The organism is Desertibaculum subflavum (genome assembly GCA_003576705.1).
Taxonomy (GTDB): domain Bacteria; phylum Pseudomonadota; class Alphaproteobacteria; order Ferrovibrionales; family Ferrovibrionaceae; genus Desertibaculum; species Desertibaculum subflavum.
On record QOZS01000007.1, the window covers coordinates 69,128 to 94,549 of the forward strand.

Sequence of the window (25,422 nt, forward strand, 5' to 3'; positions counted from 1 at the left end):
GCCCGGCGCGCCACCGGGCGGTTGCTCAGATCAGGCCTTCGCGCTGGGCGCGCTTGCGGGCCAGCTTGCGGGCGCGACGGATTGCCTCCGCCCTCTCGCGGGCGCGGCGCTCGGACGGCTTCTCATAGGCGTTGCGAAGCTTCATCTCGCGGAAGATGCCTTCGCGCTGCATCTTCTTCTTCAGGGCGCGCAGCGCCTGATCGACATTGTTGTCGCGAACGAGAACTTGCACCGTGGCTCCTTGTGCTTCGGTGTCCGGGGACGGGTCCGCCTATAGGGGCTTGGCGCGGGGCAATAGCACGCGGAACCGGCATTGTGAAGCCCGGCCGGCGGAAATCCACCATTGGTCACCGTGCCCTGGCGGGGGATCGGGGCGCGAAGGGCGGCGTGCCGGGCTCAGGATTGCGCTTGCAAGGCAAGACGCCCTGCGTATTATCCCCGGCTCTTCGGAGCGCGGGCGTAGCTCAGGGGTAGAGCACAACCTTGCCAAGGTTGGGGTCGAGGGTTCGAATCCCTTCGCCCGCTCCAGATTTCTCCATTAGTAGAATAGTTTACAAGGACCGCTGCGGCGGCCTCCGCAGCCGTGCGGCGGCGATAGAGCTGTGGCGGCATCCGCGAAGCTACCTGCGGGAGGAAGCGATGGGCATGTTCACGATCGGGAACCTGACCGCGACGCGGATCGAGGAATCCTACGAGCCGAACTTCGATGCGGCGCGGTTCTTCCCCGATTGGCGGCCCGAAGTGGTGCACGAGCATCGCGATTGGATGGTCAGCGACCACTACGACCCCGCCACCGGCATGCTGAAGCTCAGCGTGCACAGCTGGCTGCTCAAGATCGGCGCCAAGAACATTCTGATCGATACCTGCGTCGGCAACGACAAGCCGCGCGCGCACCGGCCCATGTGGCACCTGATGCGGACGCCCTATCTGGAGCGCCTCGCCGCCGCCGGGGTCAGGCCGGAGCAGATCGACCTGGTGATGTGCACCCATCTGCATGTCGATCACATCGGCTGGAACACGCGGCTGGAGAACGGCAAGTGGGTGCCAACCTTCCCGAACGCGAAATACGTGTTCAGCCGGGAGGATTACGAGCATTACCTGGCGCTCGACCGCGACCCGCGGACCGGGCCGGTCAATGGCGGCTCGTTCCGCGACAGCGTGCTGCCGGTGGTGGAGGCGGGCCTGGCGCAGATGGTGACCGGCGCCGGCGCGCTCGACGAATACCTCTCCTACGATCCGGCGCCCGGCCATACGCCCGGCACGATCGCGATCAACCTCGCCGCCAAGGGCGCCCGCGCCACTTTCTGCGGCGACATCCTGCATCACGGCGTGCAGGTCTATCACCCGGAATGGAACAGCTTCGCCTGCGCCGACGCCGCCAATGCACGCATCAGCCGCCGGCGGATTCTGGAGCAATGCGCGGGTTCCGGCGCGCTGCTGCTGCCGGCGCATTTCGGCGCGCCGTTCGTCTGCCACATCGACGCCAAGGGCGATCGGTTCGCGCCGCGCTTCTGAGCGACAATCCCTGGTCGCTGTGCGGGGCCGGGCACCGGCCGCTATACTTGCGCCAAGCAGGCACAGCCGGGTCGGACCGACCGGAGGCGGATCGTTGGAGCAACCCGTTGCCCTGGTGGTCGAAGACGAGCCGCTGATCGGCATGGACATCGCCCTGACGATCGAGGATGCCGGCTGGCGCGTGCTCGGGCCGGCGCCGTCGGTCGCCGCGGCGCTGGCGTTGCTCGCGCGGGAAAAGCCGGATATCGCCTTCGTCGACGTGCATCTCAACCGCGAGACCTCAGGCCCGGTGGTGATCCGGCTCGGCGAGCTCGGCACGCCGGTCGTGCTGACCACCGCCTATCCGAACCCCACCGTCATGGGGCCGGAATTCGAAGGCCTGCCGCTTCTGGTCAAGCCGTTCGACCATGCGGCGCTGCGTTCGATCGTGGATCGCCGGCGCGGCGTCTCCTATCAGATCGATGCCGAGCGCCGCATCGTGTTCCTCTATGGCCGCGGCGCGCTCCGGGTCGACGAGATCCTGGAGATGCAGCGCCGGCTGAGCGCCGACCCGGAATTCGATCCGGCCTTCCGGTTGCTGGCCGATTACCGCGCCGCCACTTCGATCCAGATCCAGAGGCATCGGATCGCCGAGGTCGCGGCGAACGCGCCCTTCTCACCGGGCGCGCGGCGCGCCTTCGTGGTCAGCGGCCTGCGCAACTACGACGTCGTGCGCCAGTTCCAGTCGCTCAACGACGCCGACGGGGCGCATGGCCAGGTCGGAGTCTTCTACGACTTCGACAGCGCCAACCGCTGGCTGGAAGAGGCATAGCCCCGCCGAAGGCCGGCGCGCAGGGGCAGGGAGGGGCGGGCTGCCTAACTCCGCTCCGCCTCGGTCAGCCAGCGGATCGCATCCGGCAGGTTGTCGAACAAGGCGTAGGAAAAGCCCGAGCCCGCCGCCTCGCTGAGCGCGGCGAACATCCGCGAGATGCCGTAATTGACGGCGGAGTTGACGACGAAGGCGCGCCGGGCGCTCGGCTGCATCGGCGTGTTGCTGGCGATCTTCTTCAGGTCGTCCGTGCTCAGGCCGTTGAAGTCGGCGCGCAGGCCGTCATACAGCACGGTGAAGCTCGGATCGAAGGTCGGATCCTGACGCGACAGCGCCTGGATGCCGCGGATATCGTTCAGGCCGATGGCGCCCGCATAGGTGACCACCACCATCCGGCGGTCGAGGTCGATGCGATAGGACACGACCTTGTCGTGTTCCTGCACCAGCCAACCTGCACCAACTGCCTGGGGCATCACTCACCCGCTCCTGCCGGCTCACTCTGACGCGTAAAACGCCAGACACAAGGGGGCGTCACGGCAAACTTGAGAATTGTATAATTTGCAATTATACTAACGGCAGCTTGGGCAACCGGGCCTCGCTCTTTTATACCGTGAAACCCCGTCCCCATCCGCCGGCCGTGCGGCGGCGCGCGGACAATGCCGCGCCCGGGGATCATTAGGAACGCGGAATCTCAGACAAATCAGTGGCTTGGAACTGCTTGCCGTTCCCCGGCGCAGGTTCCCATAGGACGCCATAGGCAATCATTGGACATCATAGGCCGCCATTAGCGCCTATAGGACGCCACAGGCTCCCATAGGCAATCATAGGCAGCCATAGGCCCTCTGGATGCGCCACCGGACCGTGGCTAGCTCATCTCTTCCGGCACGAACAGGCAGATCGCCGCGCCGCCCCGCATGCAGAGCCAGATGTCGTGGTCGTGCTGGTGGTAGTAGAAGCCGCGCATGCCGTCGTGGAACAGCTGTTGGGTAGGCGATATCAGGTAGCCGTTCTCGACCCGCTGCACTTCGCCGGGGAAGGCGCGGCGACAATCCTCCGGCCCGCAGCACCAGCGCCACAAATGGTCGCGCTCGATCCATTCGGCATCGCCATGGCCGCGGGCGCCCGGCGGCGAGATTGCGACGAAAGCGGCAACCGCTGCCGCCACGGCAGGCCAGGGCAATCGAGGTCGGCGACGCGGAACGGGCACGGCGTTTCCCCGACAGGACGGCCGGAGCATGGCACGAAGCGCCGCCCGGACGCGACGGTTGCGCCGTGCCGGGCGACGGGCGGGTCTATTGGCCGTCGATGAAGCGGTCGAGGTCGCTCAGGACCGGCGGGTCGTCGCGCGCGAGCGGCGACAGCGCCAGCACGATGCCGATATGGCCGGTTTCGGGATAGAGCTTCGCCTCGGCCTTGACGCCCAGCGCCTGCAGCCGCTCGGCCAGTCGAAGGCTGTGGCGGGCATAGACGGTGTCGTCCTCCGCCCCGTGCAGCAGCAGCATCGGCGGCGTCGCCGCGTCGACAAGGCGGATCGGCTGGGTCGCCGCCAGATCCTCGGCATGGCCGAACACGCGCCGCGTCGTCGCGCTGTCGAGCGGCAGGAAGTCGTAGGGGCCGGCGAGGCCGATCGCGCCGGCGACGACGCTGCGGTCCAGGCCATGCGCGGCGAGATAGCGCGGATCGGCCGCCACCATGGCGATGTTGTAGGCGCCGGCGGAATGACCCATCAGGTAGAGCCGCGCCGGATCGCCGCCATGCGCCGTGACATGGCGATGCGTCCAGGCCACCGCCGCGGCGACGTCTTCGACGAAACCCGGGAAGCGACCGTCCGGGTCGAGGCGGTAATCCGGCAGCACGGCGACATAGCCGCGCGCCGCCAGCGCCTGGCCGACGAAGCGGTACTGGGCGCGCTCGCCCGAGCTCCAGGAGCCGCCATAGACGAACAGCACCACCGGGCGCGGACCGGTGGCCGCTTCGGGCCGGTAGATGTCGAGCCGCCGGCGCGGGCCTTCGCCATAGGCGATGCCGATCTGGCGCTGATAGCCATCGCGCGGGACCAGAAGATCGAGTGCGGCGATCGGCGCGCAGGCAGCGACAAGGCCAGTGAGCAGAAGAGCGAACAGGTGACGCATGCAACCGGAAGGCAGATCTCGCGTTATGGCTGTTACGGTCGGGGCCGGGTTTCGGATGTGAAGTTGTTAACGAAAGCCTGCCACCCTGGCCTCCGACCGGCTTGGTGCCGCTCCCATATGTTCGTCGAGGCGTACCTGATGAGGTTCGCGATGCGGCGCTTGCACAGACCCGTAGCCTTCGGTCCCGTCCTGGCTTTGTTGCTGTCGCTGCCGGCCATCGCCGAGGCGGCCGATCCCGCCGTCCCCACGACCACCGGCCCGGCCGCCCTGCGCGCACCGGATGCCGGCACGTCATGCGGGCCGCTGGTCAACGATCCGGGCACCTTCTGTCTCGATATGGGGCGCCAGTTCGGGCGGCCCGCCGCCGGCGGCGCGGATATCCGCTTCCCGAATTATCAGGAAGTGGCCGACCAGATTGCCCGCTCGCCGGATCCGGCCAAGCGCGCCAAGGCGACGCAGTATCTGAATCAGGCGCGGGAAGCCTGGACCGCCGGTTTCCACGAGACGGCGCTCGACCTGCTGCGCACCGCCCAGGTCGCCTTGTACTAGCCCGATCTGCTAGCCTCTGCCGCCCAACATCTGCTGCTTGGGCGGGCAGAAGGCAAATTTTTGGGCGATCCGATCGCGCTTTGCTGACGCTACAGTTTGACGTCTGCCTACGGATGCATCGGCATCGGCCTTGCATTGTCTTTGCCCCGGAGCAATCGGGGTGGCGATGGCGGCAGGATCGGACGTCGAACTGGTATCCGTCAGCAAGCGGTACGGCGACACGCTGGCGGTCGATCGCGTCGATCTCAGGATTCCGGCCGGCACCTATTGCTGCCTGCTCGGGCCCTCGGGCTGCGGCAAGACGACGACCCTGCGGATGGTCGCCGGCCACGAGGAGGTGACCGAGGGCGACATCCTGCTCGGGGCCGACAACATTACCGATCTTGCGCCGGCCAAGCGCGGCACGGCGATGATGTTCCAGAGCTATGCGCTGTTTCCGCATCTCGACTGCACCGACAACGTCGCCTTCTCGCTCAAGATGAAGGGCGTGCCGAAGGCCGAGCGGCGCGCCCGCGCGCAGGAGCTGCTGCGCCGCGTCCACATGGAACAGTTTGCGGGCCGCCTGCCGGCGCAGCTCTCGGGCGGCCAGCAGCAGCGCGTGGCGCTGGCCCGCGCCCTGATCACCGATCCCCGAGTGCTGCTGCTCGACGAGCCGCTCTCGGCGCTCGACCCGTTCCTGCGCGTGAAGATGCGTGAGGAGCTGAAGAGCCTGCAGAGCCGGCTCGGCATCAGCTTCGTCCATGTGACGCACAGCCAGGAGGAGGCCATGGCGCTGGCCGACCTCGTTGTGCTGATGAATGCCGGCCGGATCGAGCAGGCGGCGCCGCCGCGGGACGTGTTCAATCGCCCGGCCACTGCCTTCGTCGCGCGCTTCATCGGCGGCCATAACGTGATGGCGGCGAAGGTCAATGGCGGCAGCGGCGTGGTGCTCGCCAACGGCGTCGCCGTGCCGCTCGCCGCGGCGCCGGGACTGCCCTCCGGCTCGCCGATCCATGTGGCGGTGCGGGCCGATCGCATGCGGATCGGCGCCGCTGCCGGCAACGGCACTGTGCTGCACGGCACGGCGCGCGCGGTCGAGTATTTCGGGCCCACCGTGCAACTCGGCGTCGATGTCGCGGGGCTCGAGCCGCTTTCGGTCAGCGTCACTGAGCAGAGCTTCTTCGCGGCGCCGGTCGAGCCCGGCGATCCGGTCGCGGTCACGTGGTCGCCCGAGGACGTGCACGTCATCGAGCGCTGAGTTTCATCCCGAACAGCCAAGAGCCAGAGGAGGCAGGAACATGAGCAAGATCACCGATAGACGGTTCAACCGGCGCAAGTTGCTGAAGGGTGCCGCGGCTGTGGCCGGCGCCGCGGCCGGCAGCGGCGCGCTGACCGGTTTCCCGACCATCTGGGCGCAGAACATCAAGAACGTGACCTTGCGCCAGTTCGGCACCGGCGTGTCCAACATCAACGAGATCGCGGAGCAGTGCAAAAAGGATCTCGGCATCACTCTGCAGATGACCGCGCTCGATTCCGACGCCGTCGTGCAGCGCGCCGTCACCCAGCCGAAATCCTACGACATCGCCGATATCGAATACTGGATGGTCAAGAAGGTCTTCCCGGCCGGCATCATGCAGCCGATGAACGTGAAGAAGATCAAGTACTTCGACAAGATCGTGCCGATCTTCACTTCCGGCAAGCTGAAGCCGGATTCGGTCGTCGCCCAGGGCACCGCCCCCAACACGGTCAGCTTCGTCGAGGGCAAGGACTCGGTGAAGTTCGCCAAGGGGCAGACCGAGTGGTTCACCATGATCCCGACCATCTACAACGCCGACACGCTCGGCATCCGCCCGGACCTGGTCGGCCGCCCGATCACCAACTGGAAGGACATCCTGGATCCGAAGTTCAAGGGCCGCACCGCGATCCTGAACATCCCCTCCATCGGGATCATGGACGCCGCGATGATCTGCGAGAGCGCCGGCATCGTGAAGTACGGCGACAAGGGCAACATGACCAAGGCCGAGATCGACAAGACCATCGGCTTCCTGATCGACACCAAGAAGGCGGGCCAGTTCCGCGCCTTCTGGAAGACCTTCGACGAGAGCGTCAACCTGATGGCCTCGGGCGAGGTGATCATCCAGTCGATGTGGTCGCCGGCGATCACCGCGGTGCGATCCAAGGGCATCCCCTGCGTCTACCAGCCGCTGAAGGAAGGCTATCGCGCCTGGGGCGGCGGGCTCGGCCTCGCCAAGCATCTTTCCGGCCTCGAGCTCGACGCAGCGTACGAGTACATCAACTGGTATCTCTCCGGCTGGGTCGGCGCCTTCCTCAACCGCCAGGGCTATTACTCGGCCGTGCTCGATACCGCCAAGGCGCATATGAGTGCCGACGAGTGGGCCTACTGGATGGAAGGCAAGCCGGCGAAGACGGAGATCAAGAACCCGCAGGGCAAGGTGATGGAGAAGCCGGGCGCGGTGCGCGACGGCGGCTCATTCTACGACCGTATGGGTGCGGTCGCCTGCTGGAACGCTGTCATGGACGAGGACCGCTACATGGTCCAGAAATGGAACCAGTTCATCGCCGCGTGATGGCTCGAAGCGTCCCAACCGACGCCGTTGCGATACCCCTCTCCTCTGCCGCGCAGGGGAGGGGGGCGTCGAGTGCGGCGAAGCCACGCCGCTCGTCATCTGCGCCCTATCTGCAGGTGGCGCCGCTGGTCGTGGTGTTCCTGCTGTTCCTGGTCTTCCCGATCCTGATCATCGTCATGGTCAGCTTCTGGGACTACGATACCGCGCGCCTCATTCCCGCATTCGTCCTGACCAATTATGACGAGCTTCTGTTCAGTCCGGTCACCTGGGGGACCTATCTCCAGACCGTGACCTTCGCCGCCATCACCTGGGCGGTGACCTTGGTGGTCGGCTTTCCGGTCGCCTATTTCCTGGCCTTCCATGTCCGCTCGGCGACCTGGCAGACGGCGCTGTTCCTGGTCTGCACGGTGCCGTTCTGGACCTCGAACATCATCCGCATGATCTCTTGGATCCCGACGCTCGGGCTGAACGGTCTCATCAACAAAGGCCTGATCGGTATCGGCGCGATCGAGAAGCCGCTCGAGTTCCTGCTGTTCTCCGACTTCTCCGTCGTGCTCGCCTATGTGCACCTCTACACCCTGTTCATGATCGTGCCGATCTTCAACTCGATGATGCGGATCGACCGGTCGCTGATCGAGGCGGCGCGGGACAACGGCGCCAATGGCTGGCAGATCCTGGGAAACGTCATCGTGCCGCTCTGCAAGCCCGGCATCGCCATCGGCTCCATCTTCGTCGTCACCATCGTGATGGGCGATTTCGTCACCGTGCGGCTGATGAGCGGCGGGCAGTCGGCCTCGGTCGGGCTGATGATGCTGAACGCCACCTCGCTGCTGCAGTATCCGGCAGCGGCTGCCAATGCGGTGGTGCTGCTGCTGCTCGTGCTGCTGACCGTTGCCGTGATGATGCGGCTGGTCGATGTCAGGAAGGAGCTCTGAGATGCGCGCGCGGCGGCGCAATGCCGGGTTCTGGCCGCTCGCGGCGTTCTTCGCTCTGTTCGTGCTGTTTCTCTACGGCCCGCTCACCAGCATCATCGTGCTGTCGTTCCAGGGGCCGAATGGCGGCCTGACCTTCCCGATGAACGGCGCCTCGCTTACCTGGTTCGCCAACCTGTTCGAGAAGCAGATGGTCGGCGACTTCGCCGGTTCGTTCCAGCGCTCCATCCTGCTCGGCCTCGTGGTCATGGTGATCACGGTGGTGGTCGCCTTCCTCGCCGGCCTCGCCTTCCGCCGCCGCTTCCTCGGCTCCGGCCTCGTCTTCTATCTCGCAGTGGCGAGCCTGATCGTGCCCTCGATCCTGATCAGCCTCGGCATCGGATTGCTGTTCCGCCTGTTGGACCTGGAGGCGGCCTGGTGGAGCTCGGCGCTCGGCGCGCATCTCTCCTGGACGCTGCCCTTCGGCCTGCTGATCATGTTCGCGGTGTTCAACCGCTTCAGCCCGGCCTACGAGGAAGCCGCGCGGGACCTCGGCGCCAGCGCCTGGCAGACGGTGATGCATGTGGTGGTGCCGATCATCCTGCCCAGCCTGATCGGCGTCGGCCTGTTCGGCTTCACCCTGTCCTATGACGAGTTCGCCCGCTCGCTCTACACTGCCGGCACCTTCAACACCCTGCCGCTCGAGATCTACGGCATGACCACCAACGTGACGACGCCGGTGCTCTACGCGCTCGGCACGGTGACGACGGCGGTGTCCTTCGCGGTGATCGGCCTCGCGCTGCTCGCCTATACGATGGTGGAGCGCCGGCGCCGCCGGCTCGGCTCCGATGCCGGCCGCGGCGTATGAGCTACAAGACCCGCGTGATGAGCGCCGCCGAGCTCGACCTCGCGGTCGAGTGGGCGGCAAGCGAAGGGTGGAATCCCGGCCTCAACGACGCGCTCGCCTTCCGTGTCGCCGATCCGGCCGGCTTCCTCGTCGGCCTCAAGGACGGCGTGCCCGTCGCCTCGATCTCGGTGGTGCGCTACGGCGCCGATTTCGGCTTTCTCGGCTTCTACATCGCGACGCTGGAGGCGCGCGGGCAGGGGCTCGGCTACCGGCTCTGGCAGGCCGGCATGGCGCATCTCGCCGGCCGCAATGTCGGCCTCGACGGCGTTCCGGCGCAGCAGGCGAACTACCGCAAGTCCGGCTTCACCCTCGCCTGGCGAAACGTCCGGTTCGGCGGCGTGCCGCAGCCGGGCAAGTCGGCCGCGCCGGGCGTCACGCTGGTCGACGCGCGCACGCTTCCGTTCACGGCACTCGCGCAATACGACCGCCGATTCTTCCCGGCGCCGCGCGACGCCTTCCTTGCCGCCTGGATCGGCACCCAGGGGCATCATGGACTGGCAGCGCTTCGCAATGGTGACGTTGTCGGCCTCGGCATCGTTCGTCCGTGCCGCGAGGGTCACAAGATTGGCCCGCTCTATGCGGAAAGCCGGGACGTCGCGGGAGCTTTGTTCCAGGGCCTCTGCGCCGCAAGGTCCGCGGACGGCCCCGTTTTTCTCGACGTGCCGGAGCCGAACGCGGCCGCCGTGGCGCTGGCGGAAGGCGCCGGCCTCAAGCCCGCCTTCGAGACGGCGCGGATGTATACCGGCCCCGCGCCGGCGATCGACCGCACCGGCCTCTACGGCGTCACCACCTTCGAACTGGGCTGATCGCTGTCCATCGCCTAAGCTTCGCCGAAGTGGATCGGGAGGAAAAGATGTCCGCGACCGCCGGCATCCGCGAAGGCTATGTCGTCGTCGCCAAGCGCGACTGTCCGACCTGCGTGCTGGTCGAGCCGGTGCTGGCCGAGCTTGCCCGGTCGACGCAGCCCTTGACGGTTTTCAGCCAGGACGATCCGACCTTTCCCGCCACCGTGCCCGGTGTGCGCGACGACCGCGCGCTCGAAGCTTCGTTCCGCTTGCGGATCGAGACGGTGCCGACCCTGATCAAGCTGGAAGGCGGGCGCGAAGTCGGCCGCCTGGTCGGCTGGCAGCGCGACGAATGGCGAGCGCTGACCGGCCTGAATTCGCTCGGCGAAGGCCTGCCGGATTGGCGGCCTGGCTGCGGCTCCAAGTCGGTCGAGCCGGGTGTGATCGACGAATTGGAGGTCAAGTACGGAGAGGTGAAGTTCGCCGCGCGCCGCGTCGACATCGACGAGCATGAGGACGAAGCGGAGGCGATGCATGCCCGCGGCTGGTCCGACGGCCTGCCGCTCGTCCCGCCGACGCCGGTCCGCGTGCACCGCATGCTGAAGGGCACGAAGCGCGATCCGGCCGAGGTGATCGGCAACGTGCCGCCGGATCTTGCGCCCGTGACGGTGGAGAAGATCGCCGTCAACGCGGTCATGGCGGGCTGCAAGCCGGAATACCTGCCCGTGGTCATCGCCGCGGTCGAAGCGGCGCTGATGGAGCCTTTCGCCATGCATGGCGTGCTGGCGACGACGATGTTCTGCGGCCCGATCGTGATCGTGAACGGGCCGAAGGCGCGCGCCATCGGCATGAACGCCCGCGGCAATGCGCTTGGCCAGGGCAACCGCGCCAATGCCACGATCGGCCGCGCGCTGCAGCTCGTCATCCGCAATGTCGGCGGCGGCCGGCCGCAGGAGGTCGACCGCTCGGCGCTCGGCCATCCCGGCAAATACACCTTCTGCTTCGCCGAGGACGAGGAGGGGAGCTGCTGGGAGCCGCTCTCGGTCGAGCGCGGCTTCGCACCCGGCGCGTCGACGGTGACGCTGTTCGCCGGCGACGGCGTGCACGGCGTCGTGGACCAGCAATCGCGCACGCCGGAATCGCTCGCCCGCAGCTTTGCGCTGACCTTGCGCAGCGTGAACCATTGGAAGCTCGCGCAGTCCGGCGATGCCATCCTCGTCGTCTCGCCGGAGCATGAGCGCACCTTCCGCGAAGCGGGCTGGAACAAGGCCCGGCTGCGGCAGGAACTGGACCGGCTCTTGATGCTGCCGGCCGAGGAAATGGTGCGCGGCGCCGGCGGCATCGCCGAAGGCATTCCGGCGACAGCGCTTGCCGACAAGAAGCGCATCCCGAAATTCCGCCAGGGCGGGCTGCTGATCGTGCGGGCCGGCGGCTCGGCCGGCATGTTCTCTGCCGTCATCGCCGGCTGGGGCGCGTCGGGCGCCATGGGCAGCTCGCCGGTGACGCGGGAAATTACCGAATGAGGAGGTGAAGCGAATGGAGCTGTTGGATCCGACATCCGAACGGTCGCCGCTGAAGCGGCCGCGGCGGGCACCGCCGGGGAGTCTCGACGGGCTGACCGTCGGTCTGCTCGACATCTCGAAGGCGCGCGGCGACATCTTCCTCGACCGCGTCGAGGCGCTGCTTTCGGCGCGCGGCGTCGCCGTGAAGCGCTACAAGAAGCCGACCTTCACGCGGCCGGCGCCGAACGATCTCGGCCAGAAGATCGCCAGCGAGGTCGACGTCGTCATCGAAGGCCTCGCCGATTGAGGCTCATGCACGTCGTGCAGTCTGCATGACATCCTTGCCCTGGATGAGCGGGGCATTCCCGGCGGCTTCGTGGCTTCCACCGAGTTCGTCGAAGCGGCGGCGGCACAGGCACAGTCGCTGGGCTTCGAGCCGGCCGTGGTCTTCGTGCCGCATCCGATCCAGGACCGCACCGACGACGAGATGCGCGCCCTTGCCGATCGGGCGTTTGAAAAGCTGTTGAAGCTGGTGACGGCGTGAGTTCCCGAGGGCGCGCCGGCGGCGCGCCCTCGTTTTCTTTCAGCTCACCATCGCGCGCAGCATCCACGCGGTCTTCTCGTGCACCTGCAGGCGCTGGGTGATCAGGTCGGCGGTCGGCTGGTCGTTCGCTTCCTCGGCAAGGGGGAATACCTTGCGGGCGGTGCGGGCAACCGCTTCCTGGTCCTTGGCCAGGATGCGGATCATCTCCTCCGCGTCCGGCACGCTGCTGGCTTCCTTCACGGTCGACAGCTTGGCATAGGCCGAGTAGCTGCCGGGCGCCGGAAAGCCGAGGGCGCGAATACGCTCGGCGACGAGATCCACCGCCAGCGCGAGCTCGTTGTACTGCGTCTCGAACATGAGATGCAGGGTGTTGAACATCGGTCCCGTGACATTCCAGTGGAAGTTGTGCGTCTTCAGATACAGCGTGTAGGTGTCGGCGAGCAGATGCGACAGGCCGTCGGCAATCTTCTTCCGGTCCTTCTCCGAGATGCCGATATCGATGCTGGGCGCTTTCATGGATCAATCCCCTTCTTGAGCTTGGGCGTCGGAAAATCTCGCCGATGCCGCATGATGGGCGCGGCGATGTGACAGGATCAAGATCGAACGCGCCTTGGCTCGCCATCAGCAGTGAGGGCCAGGCGGCAACAGACTCAGGCTGGAATCCGACCGGAGCGCGCGTCGATGCCTTGGCCGTCGGGGTGATAGGCGTGTATAATTGCGCGGTTGGCCGCGGCGGCTTTCCCAGCTGGCCGGTATCGCCACGACAATTAGACAAGATCGCCACTGCTACCGCAATTGGTTGATTGTCGGTGACGATGAGGCCTTCTGTTGCAAGTCAAGCGGGTTGCGAATGTGGTGTCACTTGTCGCGAATATTTTTTGTTGGCGTGACATTTGCTTAACCAGGGCACCAATATCGTCTTCTGATCAGGGCAATGCTTTGCCGATGCGATTTGGGCGTGTCATAGTGACCGCCAATCAAGGGGGTCGAAGGGGGCGGACGCATGCTCCGTAAGGGCGCCGGCGGGCGCGTGCTGATCTACAGCCATGACAGTTTCGGCCTCGGCCATCTCCGCCGCTGCCGGGCCATCGCGCACGCGCTGGTCGAGCGCGAGAAGAACCTTTCGGTCCTCATCCTGTCGGGCTCGCCGATCATCTCCAGTTTCGATTTCCGCGCCCGGGTGGATTTCGTCCGCGTGCCGGGCGTGATCAAGCTCCGGAACGGCGAGTACACCTCGCTCAACCTGCACATGGATATCGAGGAGACGCTGGCGCTGCGCTCCTCGATCATCGAGCACACCGCCTCGATCTTCAACCCGGACCTCTTCATCGTCGACAAGGAGCCGCTCGGCTTGCGCGGCGAGGTCGAAGGCGCCCTCAAGGTGCTGAAGGATCGCGGTACGCGCCTGGTGCTCGGCCTGCGCGACGTGCTGGACGAACCGACCCAGCTGATCACCGAATGGCGTCGCAAGAAGGTGGCGCCGGCCCTGCGCCAGCTCTACGACGAAATCTGGGTCTACGGCCTGCCGCAGGTGCACGATCCGCTGGCCGGGTTGGAGCTGTCCCAGGCGATCCGCCGCAAGGCCGTCTATACCGGCTATCTCCGGCGCACGGCGCCGCCATCGCCGGCCTCGCAGCTGCTGCCGGAGATGGTGAAGCGGCCCTATATCCTGGTGACGACCGGCGGCGGCGGCGATGGCGAGGGGCTGGTCGACTGGATATTGCGCGCCTATGAGAGCAAGGCCTTCATACCCTATCCGGCCCTGGTCGTGCTCGGCCCCTTCATGCAGCCGGAGCGGCGCGAGGAGTTCCTGGCCAGGGTCGAGAAGCTGCGCCGGGTCGAGGCGATCACCTTCGACGCGCATATCGAGACCTTGGAGCAGAACGCCGTCGGCGTGGTTGCCATGGGCGGCTACAACACCTTCTGCGAGGTGCTCTCGCTCGACAAGCGGGCGCTGATCGTACCGCGCACCCGGCCGCGCATGGAACAGTGGATCCGCGCCGATCGGGCGCAGGAGCTCGGCCTCGTCCGCATGCTGGAAGACGACGGCACCTACGATCCGGAAACCATGGCCGAGGCGCTGCGCGAACTGCCCAAGCAGCGGCTGCCGTCGGAAGTCGTGATCCCCGGCTTGCTCGAGGGCCTCGACAACGTGCACCGGCTCGCCGCGCCCTGGCTCCGCCGCGACGAGGACGACGCGCGGGCCGCGCGCGCCTGACCGGGTTCCACCTGACTATATTTCCACCGCCTCGCGAACCGCGCTAAAGGACGGGAATGTCCCGCCCCCTGGCCTTCGTCCTCAAGGGCTATCCGCGCCTGTCGGAGACCTTCATCGCGCAGGAGATCGCCGCGCTGGAAGCGCGCGGGCTCGACATCGTGATCATCTCGCTGCGCCATCCGACCGACCGGCACCGCCATCCCGTGCACGACGAGATCAAGGCCCAGGTGGTCTACTTGCCCGAATACCTCTACCAGGAGCCGCTGCGGGTGCTGCGTGCCTGGCGGAAGGTCAGGCGCTGGCCGAGCTATGCCGCGGTCCGCCGCCTCTGGCTGCGCGATCTTCGGCGCGACCGCACGACCAATCGCGGCCGCCGCTTCGGCCAGGCGCTGGTGCTGGCGGCGGAGCTCGAAGGGCGCATCCGTGGCCTGCACGCACATTTCATCCACACGCCGGGCTCGGTCGCGCGCTACGCCGCGCAGCTGATGGGGCTCGACTTCTCGATCTCGGCGCATGCCAAGGACATCTACACCATCCCCGATTGGGAGAAGGCGGAGAAGCTCGCCGATGCGCGCTTCGCCGTCACCTGCACCAGCGTCGGTGCGGCGCATCTGGCCGGTCTCGCGCCCGCGGGTCGCGTCTCGCTCTGCTATCACGGCCTCGATCTCACGCGTTTCCCGCCGCCGCCGGCGCGATCGGTGCGCGACGGCCGCGACCCGGCCGATCCGGTGCGCATCGTCTCGGTCGGCCGCGCCGTCGCGAAGAAGGGCTATGACGATCTGCTGGACGCACTGGCGCGGCTGCCGCGCGAGCTGAACTGGCGCTTTATCCATGTCGGCGGCGGCGTGCTGTCGAAGCAGCTGAAGAGCCGCGCGGCCGAACTCGGCCTCGCCGGCCGTATCGAATGGCGCGGCGCCCAGCCGCAATCCGGGGTCATCGCGGCGCTGCGCGAGGGTGATCTGTTCGTCCTGGCCGCCAAGGTCGCCGCCGATGGCGACCGCGATGGCCTGCCCAACGTGCTGATGGAGGCGGCGAGCCAGCGCCTTTGCTCGCTTTCCACCAATACGGGCGCGATCGGCGAACTGATCCGCGATGGCGAGACCGGCATGCTGGTCCCGCCCGGCGATCCGGCCCGGCTGGCGCAGGCCGTGGCGCTGCTTGCGGCGGACCCGGGCTTGCGCGACCGTCTCGGCCGCGCCGCCGAAGCACGATTGAAAGCCGAATTCGGCATGGCTGCGGGCATCGATCATCTGTCTGCGTTGTTCGGCCTGGAAGCCGGCGAGCGGCGCGCATGCGCGTGAGCTTCTACGCGCCGTTGAAGCCGCCGGACCACGCGGTGCCCTCGGGCGACCGCCGCGTCGCGCGGCTGCTGATGGCGGCGCTCGAACGGGCCGGACATCAGGTCCAGCTCGCCAGCCGCTTTCGCAGCGTCGATCTGGCCGGCGATCCGGCGGCGCAGGCGCGCATCGCCTTGGAAGCGGGGGCCGAAGCGGCGCGCGTCGTCGCTGTGCTGGGGCCGGCCCCGCCGGATCTCTGGTTCACCTATCACTGCTACTACAAGGCGCCGGATTTGATCGGGCCGGCCGTCGCCGATGCGCTGCGCATCCCTTACGTGATCCACGAGCCGTCCTACGCGTCCAAGCGCGCCGGCGGCCCGTGGGACAGGTTTCACGGCGCCAATTGCGCCGCCATTGCGCGGGCCGACCTGCTGCTCTGCCCGACCCGCCTCGACCTGGCATCGGTGACGCGGATCGCGGCGCCGCAGCGTGCGCACTACCTGGCGCCGTATCTCGATACCGGGCCTTTTGCCGGGATCGATCGGGAGCTGGCACGACGGGAAGCCGCGAGCGCGCTTGGCCTGTCACCGGCAGTGCCCTGGCTGCTTGCCGTCGGCATGATGCGCAGCCGCGACAAGCTCGAATCCTATCGCCGCCTCGGCGCCGCCTTGCCGCGGCTGACGGATCGCCCCTGGCGCCTGATCGTCGTCGGCGATGGCGAAGCACGGAACGAAGTCGAGCAGGCACTGGCGCCGATCGCCGACCGGGTTGTCTATGCCGGGGCGGTGCCGCTCGAACGGCTGACGGTCCTCTACACGGCGTCGGACCTGCTGGTCTGGCCGGCCGCGGGCGAGGCCTATGGGATGGCCTTTCTCGAAGCCGCCGCGGCGGGCCTGCCCGCAATCGCAGGGAATGTCCGCGGCGTGCCGGAGGTGGTGATCCACGAACACACCGGCCTGCTGGTGCCGGAGGGCGATGCAACGGCCTTCGCCGCGGCGGTGCGCAGACTGCTGGACGATCCGGGGTGTCGGTCGTCGCTGGCGCGCGGCGCGCGGGATTTTGCCGTGGGCGAGCGCGGGCTCGATGCCGCCGCCGCGCGGATCGATGCCCTGCTGCGCGGGCTCGTGCCGCGATGACCGAAATCGCCTTCCTGCGCCACGGGCCGACCGCCTGGAGCGTAATCGGGCGCCTGCAGGGCCGCGCCGACCTGCCGCTGTCCCCGGAGGGCCGCGCCGGCCTTGCGGGCAGGCGTCCGCCGCCGCCTTTCGACGCCTGCCGTTGCCTGACCAGCCCGCTCCGGCGGGCGCGCGAGACGGCGGCGCTGATCGGCCGCGCCGACGCCGCGGTGGAGCCGGCGGTGATCGAGATGGATTGGGGCGCCTATGAAGGGCGCACGGTGGCAGAACTGCGCGCCGATCCGGCGCTCGGCTTCGCGGCCAACGAGGCGCGCGGTCTGGACCTCGCCCCGCCGGGGGGCGAGAGCCCGCGCATGGTGCAGGCACGCCTGCTCCGCTGGCTCGCAAGCCTTGCCGACGAGCGCCATCTGGTGATCAGCCATAAGGGCGTGATCCGCGCCCTGGCCGCGATGGCGACCGATTGGCCGATGCAGGGCAAGCCGCCGGTGCGGTTCGACTGGCGCTGCCTGCAGGTTTTCGCCTGGGAAGGCGGGCGCCTTCGCCTCTCCCGCGTCAACCTGCCGCTGGTCGACGCGGCTTCCAGCCATGCTTGAGCAGCGCCAGCGGGCGGCCGTCGATCGCGGCGAGGCCCAGGCCGATCATTGCCATCCCGACGAGGTGCCGCGCCGCGATCGCCTCGCCCAGGATGCCGATGCCGAGCAGCAGCGCGGTCACCGGGATCAGGAAGGTGACCAGCAGCAGGTTGGTCGCGCCGGCTGCCGCCAGGAGGCGGAAATAGATCACATAGGCCGCCGCCGTGGAGACCAGGGCCAGCGCCGTCAGCGCGAGACAGGTGCGGAGCGAGGGGATTTGCAATTGCAATGGCGTCTCGGCGATCGCCACCACGGGCAGCAGAAGCAGGGCGGAGCAGGCGAGCTGGCCGGTCGCCGTCACCAGGGGCGGCGTGCCGGCGAAGCGGCGGCCGAACAGACCGGCGCAGGCATAGGAGAGCGCCGCGGCCAGCACGGCCCCCTGCGCCAGCACATCGTCGCCCAGGCCGGCCACGGCATCCGGCCCGATCATGGCGACCACGCCGAGGAAGCCCGCGGCAATGCCCGCGGCCTTGCCCGGCGTAAGCCGCTCGTCGCGGGTCAGGAAATGGGCCAGCACCACCGTGAACAGCGGCGTGGTGCCGTTCAGGATCGCGGCGAGGCCGCTGGCGATATGGGTCTGGCCCCAGAAGATCAGGCTCATCGGCAGCGCGTTGTTCAACAGGCCCATGATGGCGAGATCACGCCAGCCGCGCAGGCCGTGCGGCAGCGCGAGCCGCAGAAGGCATATCACCGGCATCAGCGCCGCGGCGGCCAGCCCCACCCGCAAGAACGCGACCGTGAGTGGCGGCAGCTCGGCCAGCGCCACCTTGCTGAAGAAGAACGAGCCGCCCCACAGGACGGAAAGCAGGAGCAGCAGGCTCCAGTCGCCGGCATTCATTGCGGCACGCGGGGCAGGGGGCACGGGTCACCTTCACTGATCTGGATCGCCAGCCTCGGGCGCGAGAGACCACCGGTCTTCCCGCTTCTTGCCGTGTCATTCCCCCGCCGCACCGTATGATCGCGGCGTCATGACGAAACGTGTCCTGTTCTACGTCCAGCACCTGCTCGGCATCGGCCATCTGAAGCGGGCGGCGACCTTGGCGCGCGGACTTGCCGCCGACGGGCTGGATGTGACCCTGGTCTCCGGCGGATTCCCGGTGCCCGAGCTCGATACCGGCGGCGCCCGCTTCGTGCAGCTGCCGCCGGTCCGCGCCACCGATCTCTATTTCAAGGTGCTGGTCGACGAGGCCGGCACCGTCATCGACGATGCCTGGCGGGAGCGGCGGCGCGAGGCGCTGCTCGCTCTATGGCGCGACGTCCGGCCGCACCTCCTGATGCTCGAGCTCTACCCGTTCGGCCGCCGCCAGATGCGATTCGAGCTGGTGCCCCTGCTCGATGCGGCGATCGCGGCGGCCGAGCGGCCGGTCGTCGTCTCCTCGGTCCGCGACATTCTGGTCGCCGCACCGAAGCCCGAGCGCAATGTCGAGATGGTGGAGCAGGTCGAGCGCTATTTCGACCATGTGCTGGTGCATGGCGATCCCGGCCTGATCCCGTTCGAACGCACGTTCCCGCTGGCGACCCGCATCGCCGACCGCCTGCATCCGACCGGCTATGTCGTGGACCGGTCCCGGTCCCACGATCCGGCTGGTCCCGGTGCCGGCGAGGTGATCGTCTCGGCCGGCGGCGGCGCCGTGGGCGAGCACCTGCTGGAAACGGCGATCCAGGCGCGACCGCATTCCGCGGCGCGTGACCTGCCGTGGCGTGTGCTGGTCGGCGTGAACCTGCCGGATGAAACCCTCCAGCGCCTCGCCGCGCTCGGCGGCGCGGGGGTCAAGGTCGAGCGGGCGCGCGGCGATTTCGCGGCATTGCTCGCCCGCTGCCGGCTCTCGATCAGCCAGGGCGGCTACAACACGGTGATGGAGATCATGAGTGCCGGCTGCCGCGCCGTCGTGGTGCCCTATGCCGGCGGGCTCGAAACCGAGCAGACCCTCCGGGCGGAGCTGCTTGCGGCGCGCGGCGCCTTCGCGGTGCTGCCGGAGGGCGAGCTCGCGCCGGAGACGCTGGCGACGAAAATCGATGCGGCGTTGGCCATGCCGCCGCCGGCCGAGGCGCAGGTCGACATGAACGGCCTCGCCGCGAGCCGGCGCCTTGTCGCCGGCTGGGTCGCCGAGGTCGGCTGGTGAACGGGATGCTGCGCGCCGAGCTCGACCGCTGGGCCGCTGCGGAGCGGACCGCGACCTTCTGGTGGCGCGACGACGATGCGGTGACGGCGGGGCCGGCGCTGGATCGGCTGTTCGCCGCCGCGGGCGCGGTCCCGCTCGCGCTCGCCGTGGTGCCGATGCAGGCCGAAGCGGCGTTGGCTGCGGCGCTTGCCGCGACGGGCACGCAGGTGGCCGTTCTGCAGCATGGCCATAGGCATACCAATCACGCGGCGCCCGGGACGAAGAAGGCCGAATTCACCGACGAACGCGATCTCGATGCCATGACGGCGGAAGTGCAGGTCGGACGAGGCCGCCTGTTCGAGGTGTTCGGTGCCCGCTCCATCCCGATCTTCGTGCCGCCGTGGAATCGTTGCCCGGCCGCCCTGACCGCCCGGCTGGCCGATATCGGTCACCGCGTTCTCTCCGCCTATGGGCCGCGGCCGGCTCGCCATGCCGCTCCCGGGCTGCTGCAGGTCAACACGCACGCCGATCCGATCGATTGGCGCGGCACTCGCCGCTTTCTCGGCCTAGGCCGTCTGGCCGAGGCGCTTGCCGGCCATCTTGCGGCGCGTCGGCAGGGGACGGCCGACGCGGTCGAGCCGACCGGCCTGCTCACGCATCACCTCGTTCACGAACCGGAAGATATGGCAGCGATCGGCGGGTTGGTGGCCGAGATTGCAGCGCATGCGGCGGCGCGCTGGCTCGCTGCCGTCGACCTCCTGGAGGCTGCGTGATCGCCGTCACGCCCGCACCTGCGCCGGTAGACGCCGCGTGCGCGACACGGTAGCGATGCAGTAATGACGGCGACCTATCGTTATCCCGGCCAGGCACTGCTCGGCGACTATGCGCGCGCCGCCTTCGGGCTCGCGATCACGGTCGCCCCGCTCTTGTTCATGGATGTGGCCTCTGTCATGGTGTGGGTGTTTGGGGGGCTTTCGCTACTGTTTCTGACCTTTGCCGGACGGACCGCGTTGCGCCACAGCACGACGATCGAGCTGGACGCCGGAGGTGTGGCAGCGCGGGGGCCGCTCGGTGCAAGCTTGCGGTGGGACGAGGTCGACCGGGTGAAGCTTCGTTATTTCTCCACCCGCAAGGATCGCGAAAAGGGCTGGATGCAGCTCGCCATCCACGGCCGCAGCCGGACCATCCGCATCGATTCGACCCTGGACGGGTTTCGCGAGGTGGTGGAAGCGAGTGCCCGCAGCACACGCGAGCGCGGCCTTGCCTTCGACCCGCCGACCTTGGCCAATTTCAAGGCACTCGGCGTTCTCGCCGCCGATACCCTCTGAGACCGTCGGCAATGGGCAACGTCCTCCAGATCAACGACCTGAAGGTCGAATTCCATGTGAACGAGGGCGTCATCCGCGCGGTCGACGGTGTGTCATTCCGGGTGCCGGAACGGCGCACCGTGGCGGTGGTCGGCGAGAGCGGTTCCGGCAAGTCGGTGGTGAGCCAGGCGATCATGGGCATCCTGCCCAAGGCCGGCCGGATCACCGCCGGCAGCATCAATTTCTACGACCCGGCGAAGGGCGGTGCCGCAACCGACATCGCCAGTCTGCCGCAGGACGGCCCGGAAATGCGGGCCATCCGCGGCGGCCGCATCTCCATCATCTTCCAGGAGCCGATGACCTCGCTGTCGCCGCTGCACACGGTGGGCGACCAGGTGTCGGAAGCGCTCAAGCTGCACCGGCGCACTTCGACCAAGGAAGCGCTGAGCCTGACCGAGGAGATGCTGCGCCTGGTCGGCTTCCCCAATCCGAACCGGGCGCTCAGGACCTATCCCTTCGAGCTGTCGGGAGGGCTCCGCCAGCGCGCCATGATCGCCATGGCGCTGGTCTGCCGGCCGGCGCTGCTGATCGCCGACGAGCCGACCACCGCGCTCGACGTCACCATCCAGGCGCAGATCCTGAAGCTGATCCGCGACCTTCAGGACGAGTTCGGCATGGCGGTGCTGATCATCACCCACGATCTCGGCGTGGTCGCCAATGTCGCCGACGAGGTCGTGGTGATGTATCACGGCCGGGTGATGGAGAGCGGCACGCTGGACGACATCTTCCGCCGGGCCGAGCATCCCTATCTCAAGGCGCTGCTGCGCGCCGTGCCGCGCTTCGACATGCAGCCGGGCGAGCGGCTGGTGCCGATCCGCGAGATCGAATCCGAGATGGGCCACCTGATGCAGCGGAAGGAGCCCTGGCCGGAAGGCGCCGACGCGGCGCCGCTGCTCGACGTCAAGGGGCTGAGCAAGCGCTTCTCGATCCGCCGCGCTGGCATGTTCGGCGGCAAGACGGGGGCGGAGAACGTCGCGGTCGACGATGTCAGCTTCTTCATCCATCGCGGCGAATGCCTTGGCCTGGTCGGCGAATCCGGCTGCGGCAAGACCACGACCTCGAAGATGGTGATGCGGGCGATGCGGCCCGACACGGGCCAGATCACCTTCAACGATCGCGGGCAGATGCGCGACGTGCTGGCGCTGAACGAGCAGGAGCTGTTCGATTACCGCCGCAAGGTGCAGTTCATCTTCCAGGACCCGTATTCCTCGCTCAACCCGCGCATGACGGTGTTCGACATCCTGTCGGAACCTTTGATCATTCATAAGCTTGGCGATGCCGAGGAGCGGTTCGAGCGCGTCAAGGAACTGATGCAGCTGGTCGGCCTCGACGTGCGCTTTCTCCGCCGCTATCCGCACAGCTTCTCGGGCGGCCAGCGCCAGCGCATCGGCATCGCCCGGGCGCTGGCGTTGCAGCCGGAGCTGCTGATCTGCGACGAGCCGGTCTCGGCGCTCGACGTCTCGATCCAGGCCCAGGTGCTGAACCTGCTGAAGGACCTGAAGGCCGAGCTCGGCTTGACCTATCTCTTCATCAGCCACAACCTCGCGGTGGTCGACTACATCGCCGACCGCATTGCGGTGATGTGCGCTGGCCGGCTGGTCGAGATGGCGCCGCGCGAGGCGCTGTTCAGCAATCCGACGCATCCCTACACCAAGGCGCTGCTGTCCGCGGTGCCGCATCCGGATCCCGACAGCAAGCTCGATCTCGGCGCGTTGATGGAGGGCCGGGCCTCGGACCCGCGCGCCTGGCCGATGCCGTTCACCATCAACGGCTCGACCCGTCCGGCGCTGGTCGATCTCGGCGGCGGTCATTTCGTGCGTGCCGATCCCGACGGCATGCATGCCGTCGGCCGGGCGGCCTGAGGCCGGCGGCGCATGTTCACCTTCCTGATGCATCGCGTGCTGGTGATGGTTCCGACGCTGCTTGTCATCAGCGTCATCACCTTCCTGATCATCCGCCTGCCGCCCGGCGACTATCTCTCCAACCAGATCGAGGAGCTGAAGAGCCAGGGCGAGCAGGCGGCGGTGGAGAAGGCCGAGTTCCTGCGCAAGCAATACGCCCTCGACGAGCCGATCCTGACGCAATACGGCATCTGGATGGGCTTCCTGCCGCATCAGGGCCGCTATAGCGGCATCCTGCAGGGCGATTTCGGTTGGTCCTTCGAGTTCAACCGCCCGGTCAACGAGGTGGTGGGCGACCGGCTGATGCTGACTGTCGTCCTCAACTTCGCCGCCATCCTGTTCACCTATCTGGTTGCTTTCCCGATCGGCGTCTACTCGGCGACGCGGCAATACTCGATCGGCGATTACGGCTTCACCTTCCTTGGCTATCTCGGCCTCGCGACGCCGAACTTCCTGCTCGCGCTGGTCATGCTGTTCTTCTTCAATCTCTGGTTCGGGCTCTCGATCGGCGGATTGATGGACCCGACCTATGAAGGCCAGCCCTGGTCCTGGGGCAAGTCGATGTCGGTGCTGTCTCACATGATCATCCCGACCATCATCATCGGCACCTCCGGCACCGCGGCGATGATCCGGCGGCTGCGCGCGAACCTGCTGGACGAGCTGCAGAAGCAGTATGTGGTGACCGGCCGGGCCAAGGGCCTGCCGCCGACGCGGCTGCTGATCAAGTATCCGATCCGGATGGCGCTGAATCCGTTCGTCGCCGATATCGGCAACCTGCTCCCCAGCATCGTCTCGGGCTCCGCCATCGTCTCGGTCGTGCTGTCGCTGCCGACGGTCGGGCCACTTCTGCTGCAATCGCTGCAGAGCCTGGATCAGTATCTCGCCGGCTCGATCCTGTTCTTCCTGTCGATCCTGACCGTGATCGGCATGTTCATCTCCGACCTGCTGCTGGCCGCGCTCGACCCGCGCATCCGTCTCGCCGGCGGAGCGACACGATGACGACGCGCGACATCGATCCCCAATCCGACCCTCTGCCCCATTGGGTCAGCCGCGAGCCGTTCGATCCCAATTCGGTCGAGGCGATGTCGCCGGAGCAGGAGCGGTTCTACCGCGCCTCGCAATGGCAGCTGATGTGGTGGAAGTTCCGTCGTCACAAGATCGCGGTCGTTTCGGCCGTGGTGCTGGCGGTGTTCTACTTCTCCATCCTGATCAGCGAGATGATCGCGCCGTACAACCAGACCACCCGCGACGCCAAGCACATCTTCGCGCCGCCGCAGGGCATCCATCTGTTCCACGAGGGCAGTTTCGTCGGGCCCTTCGTCTACGGCCTCGACTACAAGCTCGACATGGAAACGCTGCAGCGCATCTACACGCCGAACCCGGCGAAGGTGCAGCCGCTGCGCTTCTTCTGCTTCGGCGACGAGTACTATTTCTGGGGCCTAATCCCGGGCAGCTTCCATCTCGCCTGCCCGGCCAATGGCGGCACCCTGTTCCTGTTCGGCACTGACCGGCTCGGCCGCGACATCTTCTCGCGCATCGTCTACGGCACGCGCATCTCGCTCACCGTCGGCCTGGTCGGCATCGTGATCTCCTTCGTGCTCGGCATCGTGCTGGGCGGCATCTCGGGCTATTACGGCGGCTGGGTCGATAACGTGATCCAGCGCGCCATCGAGATGATCAAGTCGTTCCCGGAGCTGCCGCTCTGGATGGCATTGTCGGCCGCGCTGCCGGTGACCTGGAGCCCGATCGTGATCTATTTCGGCATCACGATCATCCTGGGCCTGCTCGACTGGCCGGGCCTTGCGCGCGCCGTGCGCTCCAAGCTGCTGGCGCTGCGCGAAGAGGATTTCTGCACGGCGGCGCAGCTGATGGGGGCAAAGCCGGCGCGCGTCATCGGCCGGCATCTGCTGCCGAGCTTCATGAGCCACCTGATCGCGTCCGCCTCGCTCTCCATCCCGGCGATGATCCTGGGCGAGACGGCGCTGTCGTTCCTGGGGCTCGGCCTGCGCCCGCCAATCACCAGCTGGGGCGTTCTGCTCAACGAGGCGCAGAACATCAACGTGGTGGCGCTGTATCCCTGGCTGATGCTGCCCTGCGTGCCGGTGCTGCTGGTGGTGCTCGCCTTCAACTTCCTCGGCGACGGCCTGCGCGACGCGGCGGATCCCTACCGATAGGCGCTACCGTTTCGGCTGCACCAGGGTAGGGCCGAATTCCAGCACGCGGACGACGAGGTCGCGGAACGGCTTGTTGACGCCGATCTTCAGCGCCCATTCGCCCTGCATCTCGAGGTGCAGGCGGAAGCCATAGACCCCGGGCTCGCCGCGGATCGGCGCGGCGCTGACCGGGCGCACGTTGTGCGCCATCGGCATCGAGGGCATGTCGGCCGATACCATCACCTCGGCGCCGGCGACCGCGGCCTTGCTCTGCAGGTTGGTGAGCCGCACCAGGCAGTCGTAGACCAGCTTGTCCCGCGTCGGCAGGCAGGTGACTTCCGCCTCGGCCCGGTCGGCGGCGTGGGTAGTGCCGGAAATCAAAGCCGCAAGCAGCGCGGGCAACATCCATCGCATCG

The 25,422-nt window shown here is 67.6% G+C and carries 27 protein-coding genes and 1 tRNA gene; 21 read left to right on the forward strand and 7 right to left on the reverse strand.

From position 1 onward, the window contains the following. Positions 1-25 precede the first annotated feature (25 nt). Entirely contained in the window at positions 26-232 is a 207-nt protein-coding gene (gene rpsU / locus DT074_RS05415; RefSeq protein WP_119418801.1) for a 30S ribosomal protein S21, read from the reverse strand. Between the two features lie 221 nt (positions 233-453). Here rpsU and DT074_RS05420 point away from each other — a divergent pair. The 3 genes from DT074_RS05420 to DT074_RS05430 all read left to right on the forward strand — a co-directional run bounded on the left by DT074_RS05420 (position 454) and on the right by DT074_RS05430 (position 2,326). Next, positions 454-528: transfer RNA gene (locus DT074_RS05420), tRNA-Gly, on the forward strand. A 117-nt stretch (positions 529-645) separates the two neighbouring features. Next, the gene (locus DT074_RS05425) at positions 646-1,515 is read left to right on the forward strand and encodes an MBL fold metallo-hydrolase (protein WP_368744439.1); all 870 of its coding nucleotides are present in this window, start codon (positions 646-648) and stop codon (positions 1,513-1,515) included. 94 nt (positions 1,516-1,609) lie between these two features. After that, a complete protein-coding gene (locus DT074_RS05430; RefSeq protein ID WP_162914644.1) occupies positions 1,610-2,326 on the forward strand; it encodes a response regulator in 717 nt (238 codons plus the stop codon). A 44-nt stretch (positions 2,327-2,370) separates the two neighbouring features. Here DT074_RS05430 and DT074_RS05435 read toward each other — a convergent pair whose 3' ends face one another. The 3 genes from DT074_RS05435 to DT074_RS05445 form a co-directional block, all read right to left on the reverse strand. Next, the gene (locus DT074_RS05435; protein ID WP_162914645.1) at positions 2,371-2,796 is read right to left on the reverse strand and encodes a hypothetical protein; all 426 of its coding nucleotides are present in this window, start codon (positions 2,794-2,796) and stop codon (positions 2,371-2,373) included. Between the two features lie 392 nt (positions 2,797-3,188). Continuing rightward, positions 3,189-3,488 carry a hypothetical protein gene (locus tag DT074_RS05440; RefSeq protein ID WP_119418805.1) on the reverse strand — a complete coding sequence of 100 codons (300 nt, stop codon included), beginning with the start codon at positions 3,486-3,488 and terminating at the stop codon, positions 3,189-3,191. Positions 3,489-3,615: 127 nt separating this feature from the next. Continuing rightward, entirely contained in the window at positions 3,616-4,455 is an 840-nt protein-coding gene (locus DT074_RS05445) for an alpha/beta hydrolase (RefSeq protein WP_119418806.1), read from the reverse strand. A 159-nt stretch (positions 4,456-4,614) separates the two neighbouring features. Here DT074_RS05445 and DT074_RS05450 point away from each other — a divergent pair, with 159 nt between their 5' ends. The 8 genes from DT074_RS05450 to DT074_RS28420 all read left to right on the forward strand — a co-directional run bounded on the left by DT074_RS05450 (position 4,615) and on the right by DT074_RS28420 (position 12,220). Beyond that, positions 4,615-5,004, forward strand: a complete 390-nt coding sequence (locus DT074_RS05450; protein ID WP_162914646.1) for a hypothetical protein — start codon at positions 4,615-4,617, stop codon at positions 5,002-5,004. Between the two features lie 166 nt (positions 5,005-5,170). After that, positions 5,171-6,241 (forward strand): ABC transporter ATP-binding protein, encoded by a 1,071-nt coding sequence (locus DT074_RS05455; RefSeq protein ID WP_119418808.1) that lies wholly within the window; start codon positions 5,171-5,173, stop codon positions 6,239-6,241. 40 nt (positions 6,242-6,281) lie between these two features. Then, entirely contained in the window at positions 6,282-7,571 is a 1,290-nt protein-coding gene (locus tag DT074_RS05460; RefSeq protein ID WP_119418809.1) for an ABC transporter substrate-binding protein, read from the forward strand. After that, a complete protein-coding gene (locus tag DT074_RS05465) occupies positions 7,571-8,506 on the forward strand; it encodes an ABC transporter permease (RefSeq protein ID WP_119418810.1) in 936 nt (311 codons plus the stop codon). The genes DT074_RS05460 and DT074_RS05465 overlap by 1 nt, the downstream gene beginning before the upstream one ends. A 1-nt stretch (position 8,507) precedes the next feature. Continuing rightward, positions 8,508-9,350 carry an ABC transporter permease gene (locus DT074_RS05470; RefSeq protein WP_119418811.1) on the forward strand — a complete coding sequence of 281 codons (843 nt, stop codon included), beginning with the start codon at positions 8,508-8,510 and terminating at the stop codon, positions 9,348-9,350. Then, complete coding sequence (locus DT074_RS05475) at positions 9,347-10,195, forward strand: GNAT family N-acetyltransferase (protein ID WP_119418812.1); 849 nt, start codon at positions 9,347-9,349, stop codon at positions 10,193-10,195. The genes DT074_RS05470 and DT074_RS05475 overlap by 4 nt, the downstream gene beginning before the upstream one ends. A gap of 47 nt (positions 10,196-10,242) precedes the next feature. Then, positions 10,243-11,697: a thioredoxin family protein gene (locus DT074_RS05480; protein WP_119418868.1), complete on the forward strand. Its 1,455-nt coding sequence runs from the start codon at positions 10,243-10,245 to the stop codon at positions 11,695-11,697. 13 nt (positions 11,698-11,710) lie between these two features. After that, on the forward strand, positions 11,711-12,220 hold the full coding sequence (locus DT074_RS28420) for a UGSC family (seleno)protein (protein ID WP_368744441.1): 510 nt from the start codon (positions 11,711-11,713) through the stop codon (positions 12,218-12,220). A 39-nt stretch (positions 12,221-12,259) separates the two neighbouring features. Here DT074_RS28420 and DT074_RS05495 read toward each other — a convergent pair whose 3' ends face one another. After that, the gene (locus DT074_RS05495) at positions 12,260-12,736 is read right to left on the reverse strand and encodes a Dps family protein (RefSeq protein WP_119418815.1); all 477 of its coding nucleotides are present in this window, start codon (positions 12,734-12,736) and stop codon (positions 12,260-12,262) included. A gap of 487 nt (positions 12,737-13,223) precedes the next feature. Here DT074_RS05495 and DT074_RS05500 point away from each other — a divergent pair, with 487 nt between their 5' ends. The 4 genes from DT074_RS05500 to DT074_RS05515 are packed head-to-tail and all read left to right on the forward strand — an operon-like array spanning position 13,224 to position 17,444. Further along, entirely contained in the window at positions 13,224-14,438 is a 1,215-nt protein-coding gene (locus tag DT074_RS05500; RefSeq protein WP_119418816.1) for a glycosyltransferase family protein, read from the forward strand. Between the two features lie 56 nt (positions 14,439-14,494). After that, on the forward strand, positions 14,495-15,739 hold the full coding sequence (locus DT074_RS05505) for a glycosyltransferase (RefSeq protein WP_119418817.1): 1,245 nt from the start codon (positions 14,495-14,497) through the stop codon (positions 15,737-15,739). Then, complete coding sequence (locus DT074_RS05510) at positions 15,730-16,851, forward strand: glycosyltransferase family 4 protein (RefSeq protein ID WP_119418818.1); 1,122 nt, start codon at positions 15,730-15,732, stop codon at positions 16,849-16,851. Before DT074_RS05505 ends, DT074_RS05510 begins: the two co-directional genes overlap by 10 nt. Next, a complete protein-coding gene (locus DT074_RS05515) occupies positions 16,848-17,444 on the forward strand; it encodes a histidine phosphatase family protein (protein WP_119418819.1) in 597 nt (198 codons plus the stop codon). The genes DT074_RS05510 and DT074_RS05515 overlap by 4 nt, the downstream gene beginning before the upstream one ends. On the opposite strand, the gene DT074_RS05520 is transcribed toward DT074_RS05515, so the two are convergent. Further along, a complete protein-coding gene (locus DT074_RS05520; RefSeq protein WP_119418820.1) occupies positions 17,404-18,345 on the reverse strand; it encodes a DMT family transporter in 942 nt (313 codons plus the stop codon). The genes DT074_RS05515 and DT074_RS05520 overlap by 41 nt on opposite strands. A 106-nt stretch (positions 18,346-18,451) precedes the next feature. On the opposite strand from DT074_RS05520, the gene DT074_RS05525 reads away from it, so the two are divergent. The 6 genes from DT074_RS05525 (at position 18,452) to DT074_RS05550 (ending at position 25,027) form a co-directional block, all read left to right on the forward strand. Further along, entirely contained in the window at positions 18,452-19,606 is a 1,155-nt protein-coding gene (locus DT074_RS05525; protein WP_119418821.1) for a glycosyltransferase family protein, read from the forward strand. Between the two features lie 5 nt (positions 19,607-19,611). Then, complete coding sequence (locus DT074_RS05530) at positions 19,612-20,358, forward strand: polysaccharide deacetylase family protein (protein ID WP_119418822.1); 747 nt, start codon at positions 19,612-19,614, stop codon at positions 20,356-20,358. A 63-nt stretch (positions 20,359-20,421) separates the two neighbouring features. Beyond that, positions 20,422-20,913 (forward strand): hypothetical protein, encoded by a 492-nt coding sequence (locus DT074_RS05535; protein ID WP_119418823.1) that lies wholly within the window; start codon positions 20,422-20,424, stop codon positions 20,911-20,913. A gap of 11 nt (positions 20,914-20,924) precedes the next feature. After that, the gene (locus DT074_RS05540) at positions 20,925-22,814 is read left to right on the forward strand and encodes an ABC transporter ATP-binding protein (protein WP_119418824.1); all 1,890 of its coding nucleotides are present in this window, start codon (positions 20,925-20,927) and stop codon (positions 22,812-22,814) included. A gap of 12 nt (positions 22,815-22,826) precedes the next feature. Beyond that, positions 22,827-23,852, forward strand: coding sequence for an ABC transporter permease (locus DT074_RS05545; RefSeq protein ID WP_119418825.1), 1,026 nt, complete (start codon positions 22,827-22,829; stop codon positions 23,850-23,852). Next, a complete protein-coding gene (locus DT074_RS05550; RefSeq protein WP_119418826.1) occupies positions 23,849-25,027 on the forward strand; it encodes an ABC transporter permease in 1,179 nt (392 codons plus the stop codon). The genes DT074_RS05545 and DT074_RS05550 overlap by 4 nt, the downstream gene beginning before the upstream one ends. A gap of 3 nt (positions 25,028-25,030) precedes the next feature. On the opposite strand, the gene DT074_RS05555 is transcribed toward DT074_RS05550, so the two are convergent. After that, on the reverse strand, positions 25,031-25,420 hold the full coding sequence (locus DT074_RS05555) for a FixH family protein (RefSeq protein WP_162914648.1): 390 nt from the start codon (positions 25,418-25,420) through the stop codon (positions 25,031-25,033). Positions 25,421-25,422 lie beyond the last annotated feature (2 nt).